Origin of the sequence: Ottowia caeni (assembly GCF_050821495.1) — a bacterium.
GTDB lineage: Bacteria > Pseudomonadota > Gammaproteobacteria > Burkholderiales > Burkholderiaceae_C > Ottowia > Ottowia caeni.
Map to the genome: position 1 here is coordinate 2360237 of NZ_CP151080.1, position 16390 is coordinate 2376626.

Annotated in this window: 17 protein-coding genes and 1 tRNA gene; 11 read left to right on the forward strand and 7 right to left on the reverse strand. The window is 56.4% G+C overall.

Translation table 11 applies throughout. The features are described 5' to 3' along the window. The first annotated feature begins 35 nt into the window (after positions 1–35). The 3 genes from AAAK34_RS11440 (at position 36) to AAAK34_RS11450 (ending at position 1913) form a co-directional block, all read left to right on the forward strand. Complete coding sequence (locus AAAK34_RS11440) at positions 36–677, forward strand: DUF1071 domain-containing protein (protein WP_231693149.1); 642 nt, start codon at positions 36–38, stop codon at positions 675–677. A 121-nt stretch (positions 678–798) separates the two neighbouring features. After that, positions 799–1686 carry a lambda-exonuclease family protein gene (locus AAAK34_RS11445; RefSeq protein WP_231693150.1) on the forward strand — a complete coding sequence of 296 codons (888 nt, stop codon included), beginning with the start codon at positions 799–801 and terminating at the stop codon, positions 1684–1686. A gap of 151 nt (positions 1687–1837) precedes the next feature. Continuing rightward, positions 1838–1913 (forward strand) — tRNA-Asn (locus AAAK34_RS11450). A 119-nt stretch (positions 1914–2032) separates the two neighbouring features. On the opposite strand, the gene AAAK34_RS11455 is transcribed toward AAAK34_RS11450, so the two are convergent. Next, entirely contained in the window at positions 2033–2692 is a 660-nt protein-coding gene (locus tag AAAK34_RS11455) for an SOS response-associated peptidase family protein (protein ID WP_231693151.1), read from the reverse strand. A gap of 32 nt (positions 2693–2724) precedes the next feature. Continuing rightward, a complete protein-coding gene (locus AAAK34_RS11460; RefSeq protein WP_431777286.1) occupies positions 2725–3318 on the reverse strand; it encodes a DUF4124 domain-containing protein in 594 nt (197 codons plus the stop codon). A gap of 286 nt (positions 3319–3604) precedes the next feature. Between AAAK34_RS11460 and AAAK34_RS11465 the strand changes: the two genes are divergently transcribed. Next, a complete protein-coding gene (locus AAAK34_RS11465) occupies positions 3605–4198 on the forward strand; it encodes a class I SAM-dependent methyltransferase (protein ID WP_231693153.1) in 594 nt (197 codons plus the stop codon). 16 nt (positions 4199–4214) lie between these two features. Here the strand turns inward: AAAK34_RS11465 and AAAK34_RS11470 are convergent, their stop codons facing one another. Together AAAK34_RS11470 and AAAK34_RS11475 are read right to left on the reverse strand one after the other, a co-directional pair. Then, on the reverse strand, positions 4215–5597 hold the full coding sequence (locus AAAK34_RS11470) for a heavy metal sensor histidine kinase (RefSeq protein ID WP_231693154.1): 1383 nt from the start codon (positions 5595–5597) through the stop codon (positions 4215–4217). Further along, positions 5594–6277, reverse strand: a complete 684-nt coding sequence (locus AAAK34_RS11475; protein WP_231693155.1) for a heavy metal response regulator transcription factor — start codon at positions 6275–6277, stop codon at positions 5594–5596. Before AAAK34_RS11475 ends, AAAK34_RS11470 begins: the two co-directional genes overlap by 4 nt. 291 nt (positions 6278–6568) lie before the next feature. Between AAAK34_RS11475 and AAAK34_RS11480 the strand changes: the two genes are divergently transcribed. The 4 genes from AAAK34_RS11480 to AAAK34_RS11495 all read left to right on the forward strand — a co-directional run bounded on the left by AAAK34_RS11480 (position 6569) and on the right by AAAK34_RS11495 (position 10003). Continuing rightward, positions 6569–7678: a hypothetical protein gene (locus tag AAAK34_RS11480; protein WP_431777287.1), complete on the forward strand. Its 1110-nt coding sequence runs from the start codon at positions 6569–6571 to the stop codon at positions 7676–7678. Positions 7679–7711: 33 nt separating this feature from the next. Next, positions 7712–9100, forward strand: a complete 1389-nt coding sequence (locus tag AAAK34_RS11485; protein WP_231693157.1) for a copper oxidase — start codon at positions 7712–7714, stop codon at positions 9098–9100. Positions 9101–9161: 61 nt separating this feature from the next. Then, positions 9162–9641, forward strand: coding sequence for a cupredoxin family protein (locus tag AAAK34_RS11490; RefSeq protein WP_231693158.1), 480 nt, complete (start codon positions 9162–9164; stop codon positions 9639–9641). A gap of 20 nt (positions 9642–9661) precedes the next feature. After that, the gene (locus tag AAAK34_RS11495) at positions 9662–10003 is read left to right on the forward strand and encodes a copper-binding protein (protein WP_231693159.1); all 342 of its coding nucleotides are present in this window, start codon (positions 9662–9664) and stop codon (positions 10001–10003) included. Positions 10004–10076: 73 nt separating this feature from the next. Here AAAK34_RS11495 and AAAK34_RS11500 read toward each other — a convergent pair whose 3' ends face one another. Both AAAK34_RS11500 and xth read right to left on the reverse strand, forming a co-directional pair. Further along, the gene (locus AAAK34_RS11500) at positions 10077–11000 is read right to left on the reverse strand and encodes a DMT family transporter (RefSeq protein WP_231693160.1); all 924 of its coding nucleotides are present in this window, start codon (positions 10998–11000) and stop codon (positions 10077–10079) included. 103 nt (positions 11001–11103) lie between these two features. After that, positions 11104–11880, reverse strand: coding sequence for an exodeoxyribonuclease III (gene xth, locus AAAK34_RS11505; RefSeq protein ID WP_231693161.1), 777 nt, complete (start codon positions 11878–11880; stop codon positions 11104–11106). A 346-nt stretch (positions 11881–12226) separates the two neighbouring features. Here xth and AAAK34_RS11510 point away from each other — a divergent pair, with 346 nt between their 5' ends. The 3 genes from AAAK34_RS11510 to AAAK34_RS11520 all read left to right on the forward strand — a co-directional run bounded on the left by AAAK34_RS11510 (position 12227) and on the right by AAAK34_RS11520 (position 15376). Beyond that, positions 12227–13675 carry a permease gene (locus tag AAAK34_RS11510; RefSeq protein WP_231693162.1) on the forward strand — a complete coding sequence of 483 codons (1449 nt, stop codon included), beginning with the start codon at positions 12227–12229 and terminating at the stop codon, positions 13673–13675. Between the two features lie 28 nt (positions 13676–13703). Further along, a complete protein-coding gene (locus tag AAAK34_RS11515; protein WP_231693163.1) occupies positions 13704–13940 on the forward strand; it encodes a thioredoxin family protein in 237 nt (78 codons plus the stop codon). 209 nt (positions 13941–14149) lie between these two features. Further along, positions 14150–15376 carry an ATP-binding protein gene (locus AAAK34_RS11520; protein WP_231693164.1) on the forward strand — a complete coding sequence of 409 codons (1227 nt, stop codon included), beginning with the start codon at positions 14150–14152 and terminating at the stop codon, positions 15374–15376. Positions 15377–15505: 129 nt separating this feature from the next. On the opposite strand, the gene AAAK34_RS11525 is transcribed toward AAAK34_RS11520, so the two are convergent. Next, positions 15506–16042 (reverse strand): response regulator, encoded by a 537-nt coding sequence (locus tag AAAK34_RS11525; protein ID WP_431777288.1) that lies wholly within the window; start codon positions 16040–16042, stop codon positions 15506–15508. Positions 16043–16390: the final 348 nt, after the last annotated feature.

The window sequence follows — 16390 nt, forward strand, 5'->3', positions numbered from 1 at the left end:
TTTTTTTGGTTGTTTCTGTTTCAAAGGAGAGTGTCATGAGTGAGCACCACAATTCCTTCGCGCGCCTGAGCGCGATCAACGTCAACGAGCATATTGAGCGCAAGGGTGGGTTCGCCTACCTGAGCTGGCCCTTCGCGGTGGCGCAGTTGCGCTCCGTCGACCCCACGGCCACCTGGGAGGTGCGACGCTTCGGCGGCCTGCCTTATCTGGCTACGGACGCCGGTGTGTTTGTCGAGGTCGTTGTCACGGTCCAGGGCATCACCCTGAGCCAGATCCATCCGGTGCTCGATGGCCGGAATCGGCCACTGCTGGCACCCACGGCCTTTGACATCAACACCAGCCTGCAGCGCTGCCTGGTCAAGGCTATCGCCTTGCACGGCCTGGGGCTCTACATCTATGCCGGTGAGGACCTGCCGGTGGTCATCGATACCCCTGCGGCCAACGATGAGGCGCCGAAGCGGCAGGAGCCGTCGCCCTGGAGCCCGGACGAGGACGGTGTGATCACCACCATCAGTCGGTCGCAGCAGGCACAGATCCATCGCCTGGTGATCGAGCTGGGGGTGGACATGCGGCGAATGCTGGACTACTTCGGTGTCCGGGAGCTGGCCGACATCCCGGTGGAGATGTTCCCACGCGTGGTTCGTTCGCTGGAGAAGAAGCGCGCCCAGGCGGCTTGAACCTACACCCGGCGAACGCCGGGGTCCTACCGACAAAACCGACACAACGGCCTGCTGATGAAGCAGGCCGTTGGCGTTGGGTGCTCGGACTTTTTTTGATTCTTATCTGTGGAGAACCATCATGAATGCACGACTATCGGCCAGCGCGATGCCGGAGATTGTCCAACTCACCCAGGGCAGCCCGGAATGGCTGGCCTACCGGCGCTGCGAGCGCAATGCCTCGGAGTCGGCAGCGGTCCTGGGGATTAGTCCCTGGATGACGCCCTATCAGCTGTGGCTGGAGAAGACGGGTCGGTTAGAAACGAAGGTGACGCAGGCCATGCAGCGCGGCACGGAGCTGGAGCCGGTGGCGCGCGCCGCCTACGAGGACCAGACGGGGCTGATCATGCAGCCGCTGGTGCTGCGCTCGGAGGGTTACAGCGCCAGTCTGGATGGCATCACGCTCGAAGGTGACCTGATCCTGGAAGTGAAGTGTCCGCTGCGAGGATCACGGTCCGATCTGTGGCAGGACGTCATCAAGGGCCAGGTGCCGGATCACTACCTGGTGCAGCTGCAGCATCAGCTGATGGTGGCCGGAGCGAGAACCGCCCATCTGTGGGTGTTCGACGGGGCCAAGGGCGTGCTGCTGGAGGTCGCACGCGATGAAGCCTGGATGCTGCGTATTCGTGGCGGCTGGGAGTGGTTTCAGCCGTTTCTGGACGCGGATACGCCGCCGCCGCTATCGGAAGGGGATACCCGTCAGCGAAATGACGCTGAGTGGCAGCAGGCGGCGCAGACGTTCTCTGAGGCCAAACAGCGGATGGAAGCCTGCACCGCCGCGCTGGATGAGGCCAGGGAGGCCTTGGTGAAGCTGGCAGAGCACCCGAAAGAGCAGGGCGCAGGAGTGACGGTGACGCGCTACTGGAGGCAGGGCAGCGTGGACTACAAGAAGGTGCCGCAGCTGCAGGGGGTGGATCTGGAGCCGTATCGGAAGAAGGCGGCGCCGGAGGTGAGGGTGACCATTGCCTAAACGTTCTTCACCAGTGTCCCGTGGGACACTGGTGGGACACTACACCGCGAAAAACCACAATAAACAGCCGCCAACCGCGAAAATTCAACCAGATAAAACAATAGCAAACTTCGTATATAATTCGGGCTTCGACGCTTGTTTACAAGCATTTTCCCCGATAGCTCAGTCGGTAGAGCGCCGGACTGTTAATCCGTAGGTCCCTGGTTCGAGCCCAGGTCGGGGAGCCAAAAAATTCAAGATAAGAAAAGCACCTAAGTCGAGAGACTCAGGTGCTTTTTTTGAGCCCCTCATTCGCACGCTCTGGTAGGCGCATAAATTCCTCTTGTATGGCCCTGGCAGCCATCCTTCAGGCTGGACCAGCATCAAAAATTCCCACGGGTGCCAAGCGCAGCAATTCCTGCGCCTCCTTTTGCGTGCCGGCCAGCCATTGATCCACGTCCGATGTCTCGATCGGTATCACGCTTCGCTTGTCCTGTTGAGCTGGCGAAAGCTTGGGGTCTGGCTTGTGCATGCGGCCCATCAAGGGATGCTTGTCGGCGTTGATCGTGAGCATGGTGTAGCTCTCGTGTTTCTCGTCGGTTTGCTTGTCCACCCAAACGTTCCATAGTCCGGCCAGGCCCCATGGTTGGCCGTCGGCGCGGCGAAAGCGCCACCAGACATTCTTGCCGCTCTCCCAATTAGGCTCATCAAACCAGAGAGCAGGAATGATGCAACGCTGACCTCGCGCCCAGGGATGCTTGTAACTGGCTTTGCTGGTTAATTCTTCAGACCTTGCGTTGTTGGTGGAGTAGGTAAGCTTTGCCGTTTTGGCAAACCACGGGATTAGGCCCCACTGGCCGCATGTCAGTTCTCTTGTATAGCCAGCATCGTTCCTGGCGCGGCGAATAAAGGGGCCGTGCCCTCTTGGGAATAGATCCTTGTCCCACCACCGGCCCGGCTGGTCCCGGCCAACATGCCAGTAACGCTCTATTTCCGATTCCTCGGGCGAGGTGTAATGGTTGCACATGGTGCTAAGTGACTGCCTGTTGACATTCCCACTTACCTGGCGCCGCAGTTCAGAGTCTTTCCGACTCTGGTGCAGAAAGTGTCATCGCCAGCACGAAAGTATCTACCGTTTGTGCCGTTGTAACGAATGCCGTTGGTGTCCCAGCACCCGCCGGCATCGCAGCTTGTAATGATCGGATTCATACGGGCTTGTGCCGCTGCTTCCAGCGCTCTTGATCTCCGGTTTTCAGTATCGATCTGAGTCATGCTGGGCCCCGGCCATGGGTCAAAGCCGCAGACTTGCCGTGCAGAGCCTCGATCGGCATCGATTTTTTGCGGTGATGCATTGCTGGGCTGGGTGTTCGCGCTGCGAATGGCTGCGGCGCACTCTGGTGATTGGGCGCGGTCTTGGTTGGCGTATTCTGGTGAGGGTAATGGGCGCGCTCCGCCCGCCTTCTCGGCTTCCTCCTGCTGGCGTTGCTGAAGATAGCGCTCATTGCGTTCCCAGTCCTTTCGCGTGTCGATGGTGTTTTCACGCAAACGGATTTCGCTACCTGTCTGGTTGCTGGCGCACGGAGCGTCACTGTAGATGATGCGGCCGTTCGGACCCTGACATTTGTGGGTCTGTGCGTGGGCTGGGACCACCATGCCAAGTAAGACTGCAAGAAAAAAATTCGTATCATGTTGTCCTAAATCGTGCTGAAGTTGCCCGATGATTCCTGCAGGGTGAGCGCTATTTCCACAAACAATTTATGTGAAAAGTGTGCTCTTCACAAGCAGGCTTGTCCAAATATCGACCAAGCCTGGCTTGTAAGGTGGTGTCACTCCGCCCCATTCGGGGCTGACTTGTTGTCTAATCTGGAACCCTGATTCGGGGAAGGGCTGCGTCAATTTTGCGCGGTTCCGTCACTGTTATTTGTTGGAGATTGAGCTGATGTCAGACATGATGGAACGCACTCTGTTTCTGAAAAGCTTACTGTCCAACCCTGTGGAAACGGGCGCTCTAGCACCTTCGAGTTCCTCATTGGCCCGGTTGATGACACGCGCCATTGATCCGGCAAAAGGCTGTGTCATGGAGCTGGGGCCGGGTACCGGTGTTTTTACCAAACACATCCTGGATACCGGGCTTCCTGCGCATAAACTTATCCTGATTGAAAAGCATCCAGAATTCGTCGATCATTTACGCAGGCAGTACCCGGGCGTAGAGATAGATCAGATGGATGTGACCCAAATGCGAAGGCAGCAAGAGCGTTGGCAAGCCTTGCAGGCCCAAGCCGTTATTTCGGGGCTGCCGCTTCTCGCTATGGGTCTCAAAGCGCAGATGTCTATTCTGAAGGCAAGCTTCGAAGCCATGCACCCTGAGGCCAGCTTCTACCAGTTCACATACTACTGGCGCTGCCCTATAGCAAGTACTGTTCTTGAGCGTCTGGGCTTGGTGTCCGAGCCGATAGGCAGGGTTTGGTTGAACTTGCCACCGGCATCGGTGTTTCGGATCAGTAAGGTGGCGTCCAACCCAGCCCAAGCGTAAAGCGCAGTCGTGCCGCTCAGCCGAACAAGATCGTAAAACAAGTCCTTCCGGCGTCGGAGTGCACCTCAATGGTCCCTCCGTGCGAGATAACGATCGCCTTGGTGATGGCCAATCCTAGCCCCGCCCCCTCGGACGCAGGGTGGGAACGGGATCGATCAGAGCGGTAGAAGCGGTCAAAGAGCCGCGGGATTTCGGCTGGGTCGATGCTTTGCCCTTGATTTGCGATCTGCAAGCTCGTCTTCCCGTTGATCAGTGAAATGTTGACTTCAACTGAAGAGTCTGGGTATGCATGTCTCAATGCGTTGGACAAAAGGTTGCTGATTGCCCTACGGATCATTAGGCGGTCGCCCTGCATCTCGGCTTCTCCGTGCAGTTCCAAACGGATGTTTTTCTCGTCTGCCAAGGCCTCGTAAAACTCGAACAGCGCCAGCACCTCCTGATGCAATCGTATGGGTTCGCGATGCGGCAAATCAATGCCATTTTCTGTCTTCGCCAGAAAGAGCATGTCAGAGACAGTTTTGGCCAAGCGTTCGAACTCCTCTGCATTGGAAGCGAGAATCTCTCGGTATTGGTCGGCGCTACGCGGCTTCGCCAGTGCCACTTGGGTCTGGGTCAGAAGATTGCTCAAGGGGGTGCGTAGTTCGTGCGCCAAATCGCTGGAAAAGTCCATCAAGCGCTGAAAATCCTGCCCAAGCCTGTCAAACATGCCGTTGAGACTGGCGGCCAACTCAGCAAACTCCACGGGACTGGACGATACGGGCATGCGCTCCTGCAAGTTGTGTGCAGTGACCGACTTGGCCCTGTCGCGCATCGATTTAAGAGGAGTCAGCCCTCGATGGGCGGCCCACCAGCCCAGCAGGCCGCTGACGAACGTAGCCACCAAGATATAGACGAACAGCGTCTTGTGCAAGGAATCCAGGAAATGCGCATGGTGTGCGGTGTCTAGCGCAACCAGCACGCGCGCAGTTTTCTGTTCGCTGGCTTGCGCCACGGAAGGCGTGGCGGGAAGTTGCACGCGTTCAATCAAGCCGCGCAGCCTCATGCCTGAGTACGTCCACTCCATGATTTGTCCGGGGTTGGGTGAAGCCGCGGAAATGCCTTGCGCAAGATCCTTTTCGCCGTAGACGTCAAGCTCTTCAACCCAGACCTGAATGAACAGCCCATGGTGACTGTGGAGTAGATCGTCGAGAGATCTCGTGAGCGTGGCTGGGTCCGATGATTCGGTGACGAGTTTCTCAACGAGTTGCACCTTGTCGTCGAGGTAGGTTCGGTCAAGTTCGACAAAGTGGCGGGCGGTGGCCCAGGCAACAAGCGCGCCGAGGCCTAGAAGAACCGAGGCGGCCACCAGGGTGAACAGTACGGTCAGTCTCGCGGTCAGGGTCAGGCGTGCAAATTTCATCGGGCTCCAGGCTCCTCCAGAACGTAGCCCATGCCGCGAACCGTCTGAATAAGCTTCACATCAAAGCCATCGTCGACCTTGGCGCGCAAACGCCTAACGGCCACTTCGATCACGTTGGTATCGCTGTCGAAGTTCATGTCCCAAACTTGCGATGCGATCAATGAGCGCGGGAGCACTTCGCCTTGGCGTCGCATCAGCAATTCCAGTAAGCCGAATTCCTTGGCGGTAAGGTCGATGCGTTTGTTTGCGCGGTTTACCCTGCGCCGCAGCAAATCCAGCTCCAGGTCTGCAACTTGAAGAGTGGTGCTCTCGGTGCCAGTGCGGCCACGGCGCAGGATGGTGCGCACGCGGGCTAGCAGTTCGGCGAATGAAAATGGCTTGACCAGATAGTCGTCGGCCCCTAGTTCCAGACCCTTGACCCGGTCTTCCACTTGGTCGCGCGCCGTCAGGAAAAGCACGGGCATGTGTCGTCCGTGCCGACGCAGGCTCTGGAGCACTCGCCAGCCATCCATTCCGGGAAGCATGACGTCAAGGATCAGCAGGTCATACTCGCCTTCCATGGCGTGGTGCAGGCCGTCTGTGCCATTGGCCACCAGTTCGACAGAGAAGCCCGCCTCGCGCAGGCCCTGGCGCAGATAGTCACCCGTTTTGGGTTCATCTTCAATGATGAGAATTTTCACGGTGATGATTCGACGTTTAGTGTTGCCTGACGCTCAATGCAGTTGAACTGGCGGTTTCTGTATGTTCGTAGGAGCGGCTTTAGCCGCGAAAGGCCTTCGCGGCTAAAGCCGCTCCTACAGGGGGAGGACTTTCACGCTTAGAAGCACAGCATTGGTTCCTATGCCTCCAGTTTGCCCGCAGTTGCATCACCTCGGGCAAAGATGACGAATTTGTAATCTTCCTGACAGCTATTTGTCGGCGTTCACTCAGCAGAATCACTCCCCTTGATTGGCATCAAAGGAGTAAGTTAGATGAATCACCCGAGGGTAGTCTCGTCCCTGCGGTCACTATTGATGCTGAGTCTGTTACTTGGCCACTGGGCTGTGCATGCCCAGGAAACCCAGGGCGCGGTGGTGGACTGGCGCAAAGCCAACGAAACGGTTGGTCAGTACTCGCGAGGGCACGCCGATGTACTCCGCTGGGAGGGTACGCAAAAAATAGACGCCACGGAATCTGGTGTAGAAATTCCTGGTTTTGCGTTGCTGTCTGCCGCCGATGCGGTTCGTGCCGCTTGGGCTATACGGCCTGAGCTGGCAGCTCTTGTGGCTCGCCTTGACCCCAAAACGGTGCAGCATATCGCCGACGGAAATTGGGGCATGGTGGACGCCGGAATGCAGCGTTGGGTTCATGGGATGGATGAATTGTTCAGCTCAGCCGCTTCCACTCGCAAGGCTTGGCTCAACGCGGTGGCCGCCCGTCAGGTGCTGAAACACAAGGAAGACGCGGTAACCGCCGCAGAGGCCGCTGCGGAGCTTGGCCGCCGAATGGTCAGCATAGGTAACTGGAGCCGCTATCAGCAGGCGCAAGTTGCTCTGGGTGAATCGTCCGCCGTTATTGAACTCAAGAAAGCTCAGTTGGCAGCGAGTCAAGCCGAACGCCTTCTGCTCAGATTCATGCGTCTGGAGACAGTGCACGACCGTGTGAAGTTACCAGAGCGGCTACCCGATGCCCCCGCGAGTCCTGTTCAGGAGCCCGAGATGCAGCAGCGCTTGGCGGCGATTCAGGCAAGTCTTCCACGTGCAGAGTCGCGCATGGCCAAAGTCAAAGCCGAGCAGGCTTACGCTGCCTACACCACCAGCATTGACGTTTACCGAAGATATCGTGAAGACGTTCTGAAGCAACGTGACCTTATCAGTGAAGAAACACTGCTGCGATACAACGGAATGCTGGAGAGCGTCTGGGGTTTGCTGGCCGACGTTGGAGCACGTTCGCAGGCCGTCATGGCGGTTATCAATGCCCAGCGCGACGCGCTGATTGCCGAGACTGACCTGCTGTGGGTGTTGCAGGGCGGCAGCCCAGAAGAGTTTGTTGCGCTTGGTGGCGTAAGCGGACAAGCCGAATCGGCCGGCGCAAGTCATTGACTTGGCAGGGCGTTGACAAAAGGTATTGCATTCATGAACAAAATCATTTCCTCTCGCCGACAATTCTTCGCTGGTGCTGCCGCCTCAGTGGCTGGTTTGGCGGTCGCACGATCCGCAATGGCAGCTTTGCCTGAGCCCGTCACCCAGACATCCGCAGCTACTGCCAAACCGGCGGTGCCGACCTCCGGTTTGCCTTATAACCCAGTGGTTACGCTCAATGGCTGGACGTTGCCCTGGCGAATGAACAACGGCGTCAAGGAGTTTCATCTTGTGGCTGAACCCGTGGTGCGCGAAGTTGCCCCTGGATTTGTGGTGAACATGTGGGGCTACAACGGTCAGAGTCCGGGCCCGACGATCGAGGTTGTGGAAGGCGACCGCGTGCGTTTGTTCGTGACGAACAAACTCCCCGAGCCGACAACGGTGCACTGGCATGGCCAGCGTCTGCCAGCTGGCATGGACGGTGTGGCGGGCCTGAACCAGCCTTCCATTCCAGTCGGGAAGACCTTCGTCTATGAATTCCAGGCACGCAGACCAGGCACTTTCATGTACCACCCGCATGCTGACGAAATGACCCAGATGGCCATGGGCATGCACGGATTCTGGGTGACACATCCGAAAACGAAGCACCCACTGATCAGCGAGGTTGACCGTGACTTCTGTTTCCTACTCAATGCCTTTGATGTGGATCCGGGCACTCGGACGCCGAAGGTTAACACCATGACAGACTTCAACATCTGGTGCTGGAACAGCCGCATTTTTCCGGGGATTGACTCGCTCAACGTTCGGCACGGTGACCGAGTGCGTATTCGCATTGGCAACCTGACCATGACCAATCATCCGATTCACCTGCACGGCCACGAATTTGAGGTAACCGGTACCGACGGGGGGCCGACGCCTGTGGGCAGTCGATGGCCGGAGGTTACGGCCGACATCGCGGTCGGGCAAATGCGCCAGATTGAATTTGTTGCCGACGAAGAGGGCGACTGGGCGATTCATTGCCATAAGAGCCACCACACCATGAACGCCATGGGGCACGACGTACCCACCATGATCGGTCTTGATCACCGAGGCTTGGTCAGCAAGATCCAGAAGGTGGTGCCTGATTACATGCTGATGGGAGAGCGTGGCATGTACGACATGAAGGAAATGGAAATGCCGCTCCCGGAGAACACTGCTCCGATGATGACTGGGCATGGCCAGTTCGGCCCCATTGGCATGGGTGGCATGCTTAGCGTGCTGAAGGTTAGGAAAGACCAAAAACCAGGCGATTACCGCGATCCCGGGCCTTACAAATTCCCAGCGGGTACGGTCGCTCATGAATGGACAGGTTCGACGCCTACAGCCACCCGGCCCGAACCTTCAGGGGCTGCTTCTGCCAATCCTGCCGCAGTCAAAAAGCATGATCTGAATTCGCATCACTGACCTCTCGCTCTGAGCATCGCTCAACTTTCCTTTCTTTCGGCACCCTCTAAGAAAGTTTTCTATGAAATCTGGCAAGTCTTTCCTGTTCGCGCGCTCCGCTACATTGCTCGCGGTTTTTGCGCTGTTCACGTCTTCTGTGTTGGCGGCTCCGGGGCATGGAAGCTCCTCCATCGGGGAGCCCGGTCAGAAGAAGAACGTGACGCGAACCATTCAGGTCGATGCTGCTGACAACATGCGTTTCACCCCTGATAACGTGACTGTGAAGAGGGGCGAGACCATCCGATTCGTCATCAAGAACTCTGGAAAAGTGCCTCATGAGTTCAGCCTTGGAACGGAGAAAGAGCTTAAGGAGCACTACGAGGTCATGAAGAAGCACCCGAACATGGAGCATGAAGAAGAGAACAAGATATCGCTGAAACCAGGTCAGGAGGGGCAGGTGATCTGGAAATTCACCAAACCCGGGGTCGTGCATTTCGCATGCTTGCATGTTGGGCACTACGACGCGGGCATGAAGGGAAAAGTGAAAGTGTTGGCCAAGTAAGGGGATGAGAGGAACTCACCATGAATGAACTCAGGTACACAATTAGCGTTGCTGCGGCAATCTTGGCTATGGCGTTTATTTCTCCGGCGGTTGCCCAGGCGGTCTCGGACCATGGCAAGATGAGCATGGCTTCTTCCCAGGATATGGCAGAGGGTGAGGTTCGCCGAATAGACTCTTCTGCAGGCAAGATCACCATTCGGCATGGGGAAATCAAGAGCCTTGATATGCCTCCGATGACCATGGTGTTCACCGTTGCCAAGCCCTCACTGCTGGAAAATCTCAAGGCGGGCGACAAAGTCCGCTTCGAGGTCGAGATGCAGAGCGGCAAGATGGTGATCACCCAGATTGCAAAGGTCTCTTGACCCACTGAACTCTGTTTGGACCCGGTGGAGGTTATCGCAAAGGTTAGGCCGCGCGGTTAAGCGCCAGTCGCCGCTAAGGTTCTGTAACTGACAGCCTACCCAGGTTCATGATTACCATGCCGGTAATGGCCAGAATGCCGCCACCAAGCAAGGGCAGGGTGAGGGGCTCATCAAGCCAAAGACTTGAGAACAGAACGCCAAACACGGGCACGAGTGCAATGTAGGCTGAAGCAGGGCCGGCGCCGAGCACCTTGATGCCCTTGAGAAACCAGGCGTAGGCCAACGCAGTGCCGCCCAGCGCAAGTGCGACCAGGCTGTACCAGGCTTGAATGGGTGCCTCGGCCAGGGTCTTCCACGCGGACACTCCTTCGAAAACGAAGCTCGCTATCAGCAGGAACATGGCACCTATGACTGCGGTGATCGTGGTGGTCGCCAATGAGTCGATGGAGGTCAGCACCATGCGGCCGATCAAGGTGTAGCCTACCCAGCAGACAACGCATCCCAACAACATGATCTCTCCGGCGCCGGCTTGGCCTGGCAGCAGTGCTGCAAAGGATCCGCCGCTAAGTGTGTAGAGCGCCCCTGCAACGGCCATGATGACGCCCAGACCTATCTTCCAGTTCAGGGTTTCCCGAAATAGCAGCGAGGCCAGAACCAGAGTCAGCACCGGGTTGAGCGCCACCACCACGGCGGCCTTGCCAGCGGGTATGGTCTTGAGTGCGAACAGAAAGAAAATGGAATAGCCCAGAACGCCGAAAGCAGAAGTGGCGGCCAACCCCCACCACTGACGTTGGTTAAGTCCGCGCAGGGCGCCTACTCTTCCGCTTTGTCGCAGCCAAAGGCCGAGCACGGCGCTGGCAAGAAAAAAACGAAAACAGGCTGCAGCCATGGGCGGCATGGACTGCGCAACAATCCATCCCCAGGGCCAGGAGGCCCCCCACAGCGCGGCCATGCCGATCAGCCCCAGGTGAGTAGGGTACCGAGAAATAGTTGTCATGCCGCCTGCCGTTCTTCGTTCTTCGTTTGTGTGTGGGAGCTTTAATACCAATCGGGACGGGGCGGGCAACATGCCTTCCCAGATGTCTCTCGGGAGGGTGGCTTCAGCTCAGTTGCACGGTCACGGGTGCATGATCGCTCGGCTTGGGCCATTTGCGCGGGGTCCGGTCGATGCTGCAGGAAGTTACCAGCGGAACCAGAGGGGAGCTGACCAGGATGTGGTCTATGCGAAGGCCGCGGTTTTTTTGATAACCAAGCATGCGGTAATCCCACCAGGAAAAGCTTTTTTCAGGCTGCTCGAAGAGCCTAAAGGCGTCCGTAAGGCCGAGTCCGAGTAGTGCCTTGAAGTGGTCTCGCTCTTGCGTGGTGTGGTGTATGGTTTCCGCTAAGCCGATGGGGTCGTAGCTGTCGCGGTCTTCGGGTGCAACGTTGAAGTCGCCCAACAGCACCAGCCTTGGGTGTGCGGCTATCTCATCACGCAGCCAGTTCTGCAGGCCGCGAAGCCAGTTCATTTTGTATTCAAATTTTTCGGAACCGGGCTCCTGTCCGTTGACGAAGTAGCCATTGACCACACGCAATGGCCCGCCAGGCGCATCGACGGTCGCGGCGATGACGCGCGACGATTCGTCCGGGAAGCCGGGAATGTTGCGGACCACGTCGTTGAGTGGAGACCGGGAGAGTAGGGCGACGCCGTTGTATGTTTTTTGACCGAACACGGCGGCTTCGTAGCCAATCTCTCGCAATGCATCCAGCGGGAACTTGTCGTCGATCATCTTCAGTTCCTGCAAGGCCAGTACATCGACCGGATTGGCGGCGAGCCAGTCAAGCACATGCTGCAGGCGCGCGGTGAGAGAGTTGACGTTCCAGGTCGAAAGCTTCATTCTGATAGTGACTTATTGATTCGTGTGAAAAAAATGGCGCACCAGGAGCGGACCTGGATTGCAGTATGCACTGCCGTGGCCGTTTCTATAGCTGACGAGCAAGATTCTCCCTGATCCATCACATGACAGCAGTCCTGGACGTTGATAGCCTACAGAGCGTCTCCGATAAATTACAATAATTCAACAATAGTTAAAATATTTGAGCTACTTTCAGCGTCCTCCGCCGAAACCTTGAAGTTGTTGCGTTGGCGTAACGGATTGGCGTATCGGATTGGCGTATCGGATTGGCGTATCGGATTGACGTACAGCTAACAAAGCGTGAATTTGAGCGGCGAGCAGGAGGTATATGGACAATGTCTTCCAATTATTGAGTGGTGGCGCTGGTAACCTGGCGGCCTATTTGGCAGCTCACGTGCTCCTGTGCTTGCTGCCTGCTTTCTTTATTGCCGGGGCCATGGCCGCCCTGATCCCGAAGGCCAGCATTACTCGCTGGCTGGGTCGGAACACACCGGCCTATGTGTCTTATCCGGCGGCTGCGGCCGCGGGTTCCTTGCTGGCGGTTTGCTCCTGCACCATCGTGCCGCTTTTCGGTGGAATCTACCGCAAGGGAGCAGGAATTGGGCCGGCCATCACGTTCTTGTTCTTTGCCCCTGCTGGCAACATCATGGCTCTGGCCTACACAGGAAGCATTCTGGGGCTTGAATTTGCCGTTGCCCGTTTGTTGCTGTGCTTGCTGTTTGGCATTGGCATCGGTTTGCTGATGGCCATGCTGTTTTGGCGGGATGATGCCACCCACGACGCGCAGACGGATACGCTCTTTGCCGACAAGGCCAGCGTAGGGCCTGCGGCCACCGGATTGCTGTTGTCCATGGTTGCATTGCTGATTGCGGGCACACTGAGGCTGTGGCCTCTGACTGCTACTGTGGCCACGGTGAGTCTGCCCTTGGACTGGGCAGAGTCTTGGCAGTCCACCTTGTTTGCCTGGGTGCCTTTTGATGCAGCCAAGGGTGAAGAGGGGGTTACTTTCCAGGGTTCGATGCTCATAGTTTTGCTGATGGCTATTGGGCTTACCGCATGGAAGGGTTTGGAAGACATCATCGAAGGCGCAAACATCTGGACGTGGGTGACGCTGGGACTCACTGCCGCTACCTTGCTCGTTGCCGCCTTGCGTTTCACACCCCAGACGGGTGGGCTGGAGTTGGCCATCACCGGGCGCTTCTTTGCAGTGGCCGCTTGCCTGTGGGCTGTCTGGCACTACGCCAGCACTTTGGAGGTGGACGATCGGCAGGCTTGGCTGTGGGAAGCTTGGCGGTTTGTAAAGCAGATTTTCGGGCTGCTGATCGTGGGTGTATTCATTGTGGGTGTCGTCCGTCAACTCATCCGCCCGGAGTGGATTGAATCCTTGGCGGGCAGCAACAGCGTCACGGCCAACATGGTAGCGGTGGTGTTTGGCGTGTTCATGTACTTCCCGACCCTGGTCGAGGTGCCTGTGGCCAAAATGTTCCTGGACCTGGGGATGCACCCTGGCCCTCTGTTGGCTTACCTGATGGCCGATCCTGAGTTGAGTCTGCAGAGTATCCTGATGGTCATGGCCGTCATTGGCCGCAAGAAAACCATTTCATATGTGGGCATGGTGGCCGTGTTCAGTGTGATGGCCGGCCTGCTCTACGGCTCCTGGGTGGACGGCATGTCCGCTCTGCGGCTTGTTCTAAGCCTGATGGCGTTCGTTGGGGTTCTCGGTGTCTTGCTGATGGTTTTGCACCGGCGTCAGAATAGCGTTGCCGTGGGCTCTTGATTCGATGTGACAAACCAAGGTGAATAAGATGTTGAAAATCAAAATTCTGGGTTCGGGTTGTGCCAACTGCAGGAAGCTGGAGGCTGTAGCGCGGGACGCCGCTTCGACCTCGGGCGTTGAGGCTGATTTCGAGAAAGTCACCGACATGAAGGCCATCCTGGCGTACGACATACTTTCCACGCCGGCACTGGTGATCAACGAAAAGGTCATGTCCAGTGGCCGCATCCCGACCAAGTCGGAAATTCAGCAGTGGCTGGCAGCCTGACGATCGTGCACCAAGTCCATTGAGCTTGGCCGTGGTTGGCTTTTAGGTGCAGATGCCGGCAATGATGTAGGATTCTTCTCCCCCTGCCGCCGTTTAGGACGTTATGCCCAGGGCCGAAAGGCATGAGGCAGGCAGAGGCCCATTTTTCAGAGTTGGATCGGGTGGCGGGCTCGCTGACTGGATCTCAAAAATAACGAATGAGGGAAGCAATGGGCTTGCAACTGCAGAGGTTGAATTACGGTCAGATTCTTCTGGATGACGAGCTACGCATTGTTGGGCTCAATTCCTGTATTAAGGACAAGGCACGCGTACAAGCGAAAGATTGCCATGGAAGACCGGTTTCGGAAGTGTTTCCCGCACTTGATGTTGCCCGTCTAAAAAGGATGATTGAGCGTTTGCAGGAAATGGAAGGCGACAGGGTGATTGACGCCACCCCCGGCGATCCATTGTGGCCTGGATTGTTTGAGGTGACGCCTGACAACAGTGATGGGTGTCAACTGGTTCTTCTTAACCGGATTTCCAGGATTTCTGCCAGTTCGTGCTATTCCCTCATGATTTTTCATAGAGAGGTTCTTGACCAGCTTTACGATCAATCGTTAGTAAACCAGGCAGTCGCCAATCAGCGGATGCTGCAATCAGAGAAGCTTGCTGCGATCGGCCAGTTGGCTGCGGGCGTTGCTCACGAAATAAATAATCCACTGGGTTTTGTATTCTCCAACTTGAAAACCCTTGGTGAATATGTCAGAGATCTCATAAGGATTGTTGATAATGTCGAGACTGCGGCCACTATTGACGCAGTGCGCGAACTCAAACAGCGAATGGATTATGACTATATTCGCTCGGACGTGGCTTCCTTGCTCACGGAGTCTGAGGATGGAATTGAGCGAGTAAAAACCATTATAGGCGCGCTGAAGGATTTCTCACATGCCGGGGAGGATGAGTTCCGCGTTGCTGATTTGCACCGGGGGCTCGACACTACCCTCAGCTTGGTAAATAACGAGCTCAAATATAAGGCGAAGATCGTAAAAGACTATGGGGATCTCCCGCCTGTGGAATGCGTTATTTCTCAGATCAATCAGGTTGCCATGAATCTTCTGGTAAACGCAGCGCAATCTATCGAGGATTTCGGAAAGATCACAATCCGTACTGGGCAGGATGCGGGCTGGGCATGGTTCGAAGTGGAGGATACGGGGAAAGGTATCGAGCCGATTTTGCTGAACAGGATTTTTGAGCCGTTTTTCACGACCAAACCTGTAGGAAGTGGGACAGGGTTGGGATTGGCTTTGTCATACAATATTGTTCAGAAACACCATGGACGCATTGAGGTTAAAAGCCAAATAGGGCAAGGTGCGGTTTTTCGCGTGTGGTTGCCCCTTACTCAGCCTAAAACAAAATCCATTTCAAGTTCAGGCACTCAAGAAGCGGCTGATCATTAAGTTTTGTGACTGATGCGCTCTCTTGTGGGGCTTTACCCCAGCATTGCTGGCTGAGCTTTAAATACGTTCTCTAAGAATTCACTAAGGGATGGTATGAGGCGCGTCAGCGGCTTTTGAGGAGGCCGCTTCTCAAACATCATCAATAATGATGGAGCCATCGGTGTCCCAGCGCACCTTCGTGATCCCAGGCTCACTGGCTTCGAGTTTTTGAAGCTCGATCTCGTGGGGGGACAGCTGGCCCACTCCCTTCTGATATTCGCCAACGATCCTTGTGGTCTCTATCGACTGATCGTAGCGGGCGAAGGCTTCGCCTACGGCTACCAAGAAGGCCTCGTCTGACCAGGGTTTCACCAGGTATCTGAAGATCTCTGCGTGGTTCATTGCGGCCTGAATGGCCTCAAAATCGGTTGACGCAGACAAAATGACCCTAACGGAGTCAGGCTGAATTTCGCGCCAGCGCGATAAGAATTTGACCCCATCGATCAGCGGCATGCGATAGTCGGAAACGACAACCTCATAAATCTCGCGGCGAGCCAGGTCGAGTGCCTGCGAAGGGTCTGTGCACAGCTCGATCTGGACGTTATCTCTCGGCAGCGAACGAACCAGCAAGCGCCGCAGAGCGCTGAGCACGTGGGGTTCATCGTCGACCAGCATGATCCGATGCATAGTTTGCTCCTGTGACAAGAGACAGCTTTCCTGCAAAATTGTCACCACGAAATTAGTTCTTTAGAATTAAAAAATGCTCAAATTGGGGAACGCACCCGAATTGGTCTTTGAGAGCAATTTATTGCGTTGAATATACTCTAGGGCTTACGATTTGTTTCAAGGCGACCCTGTCGAATTGGGACTTGTGTCACACTTTTTCGCGCAAACTGCTCGTTCGAACCCTTGCTTGACTCATGTCAAGACTACACAATTGCCCAGGATCACTCAACCGTACGATCGTCTTCGACCCCCCACTGGCGCGGATCGCGGTCTTGAGGCCCCTCAACTTCGAACACTGAAGGATTTCCA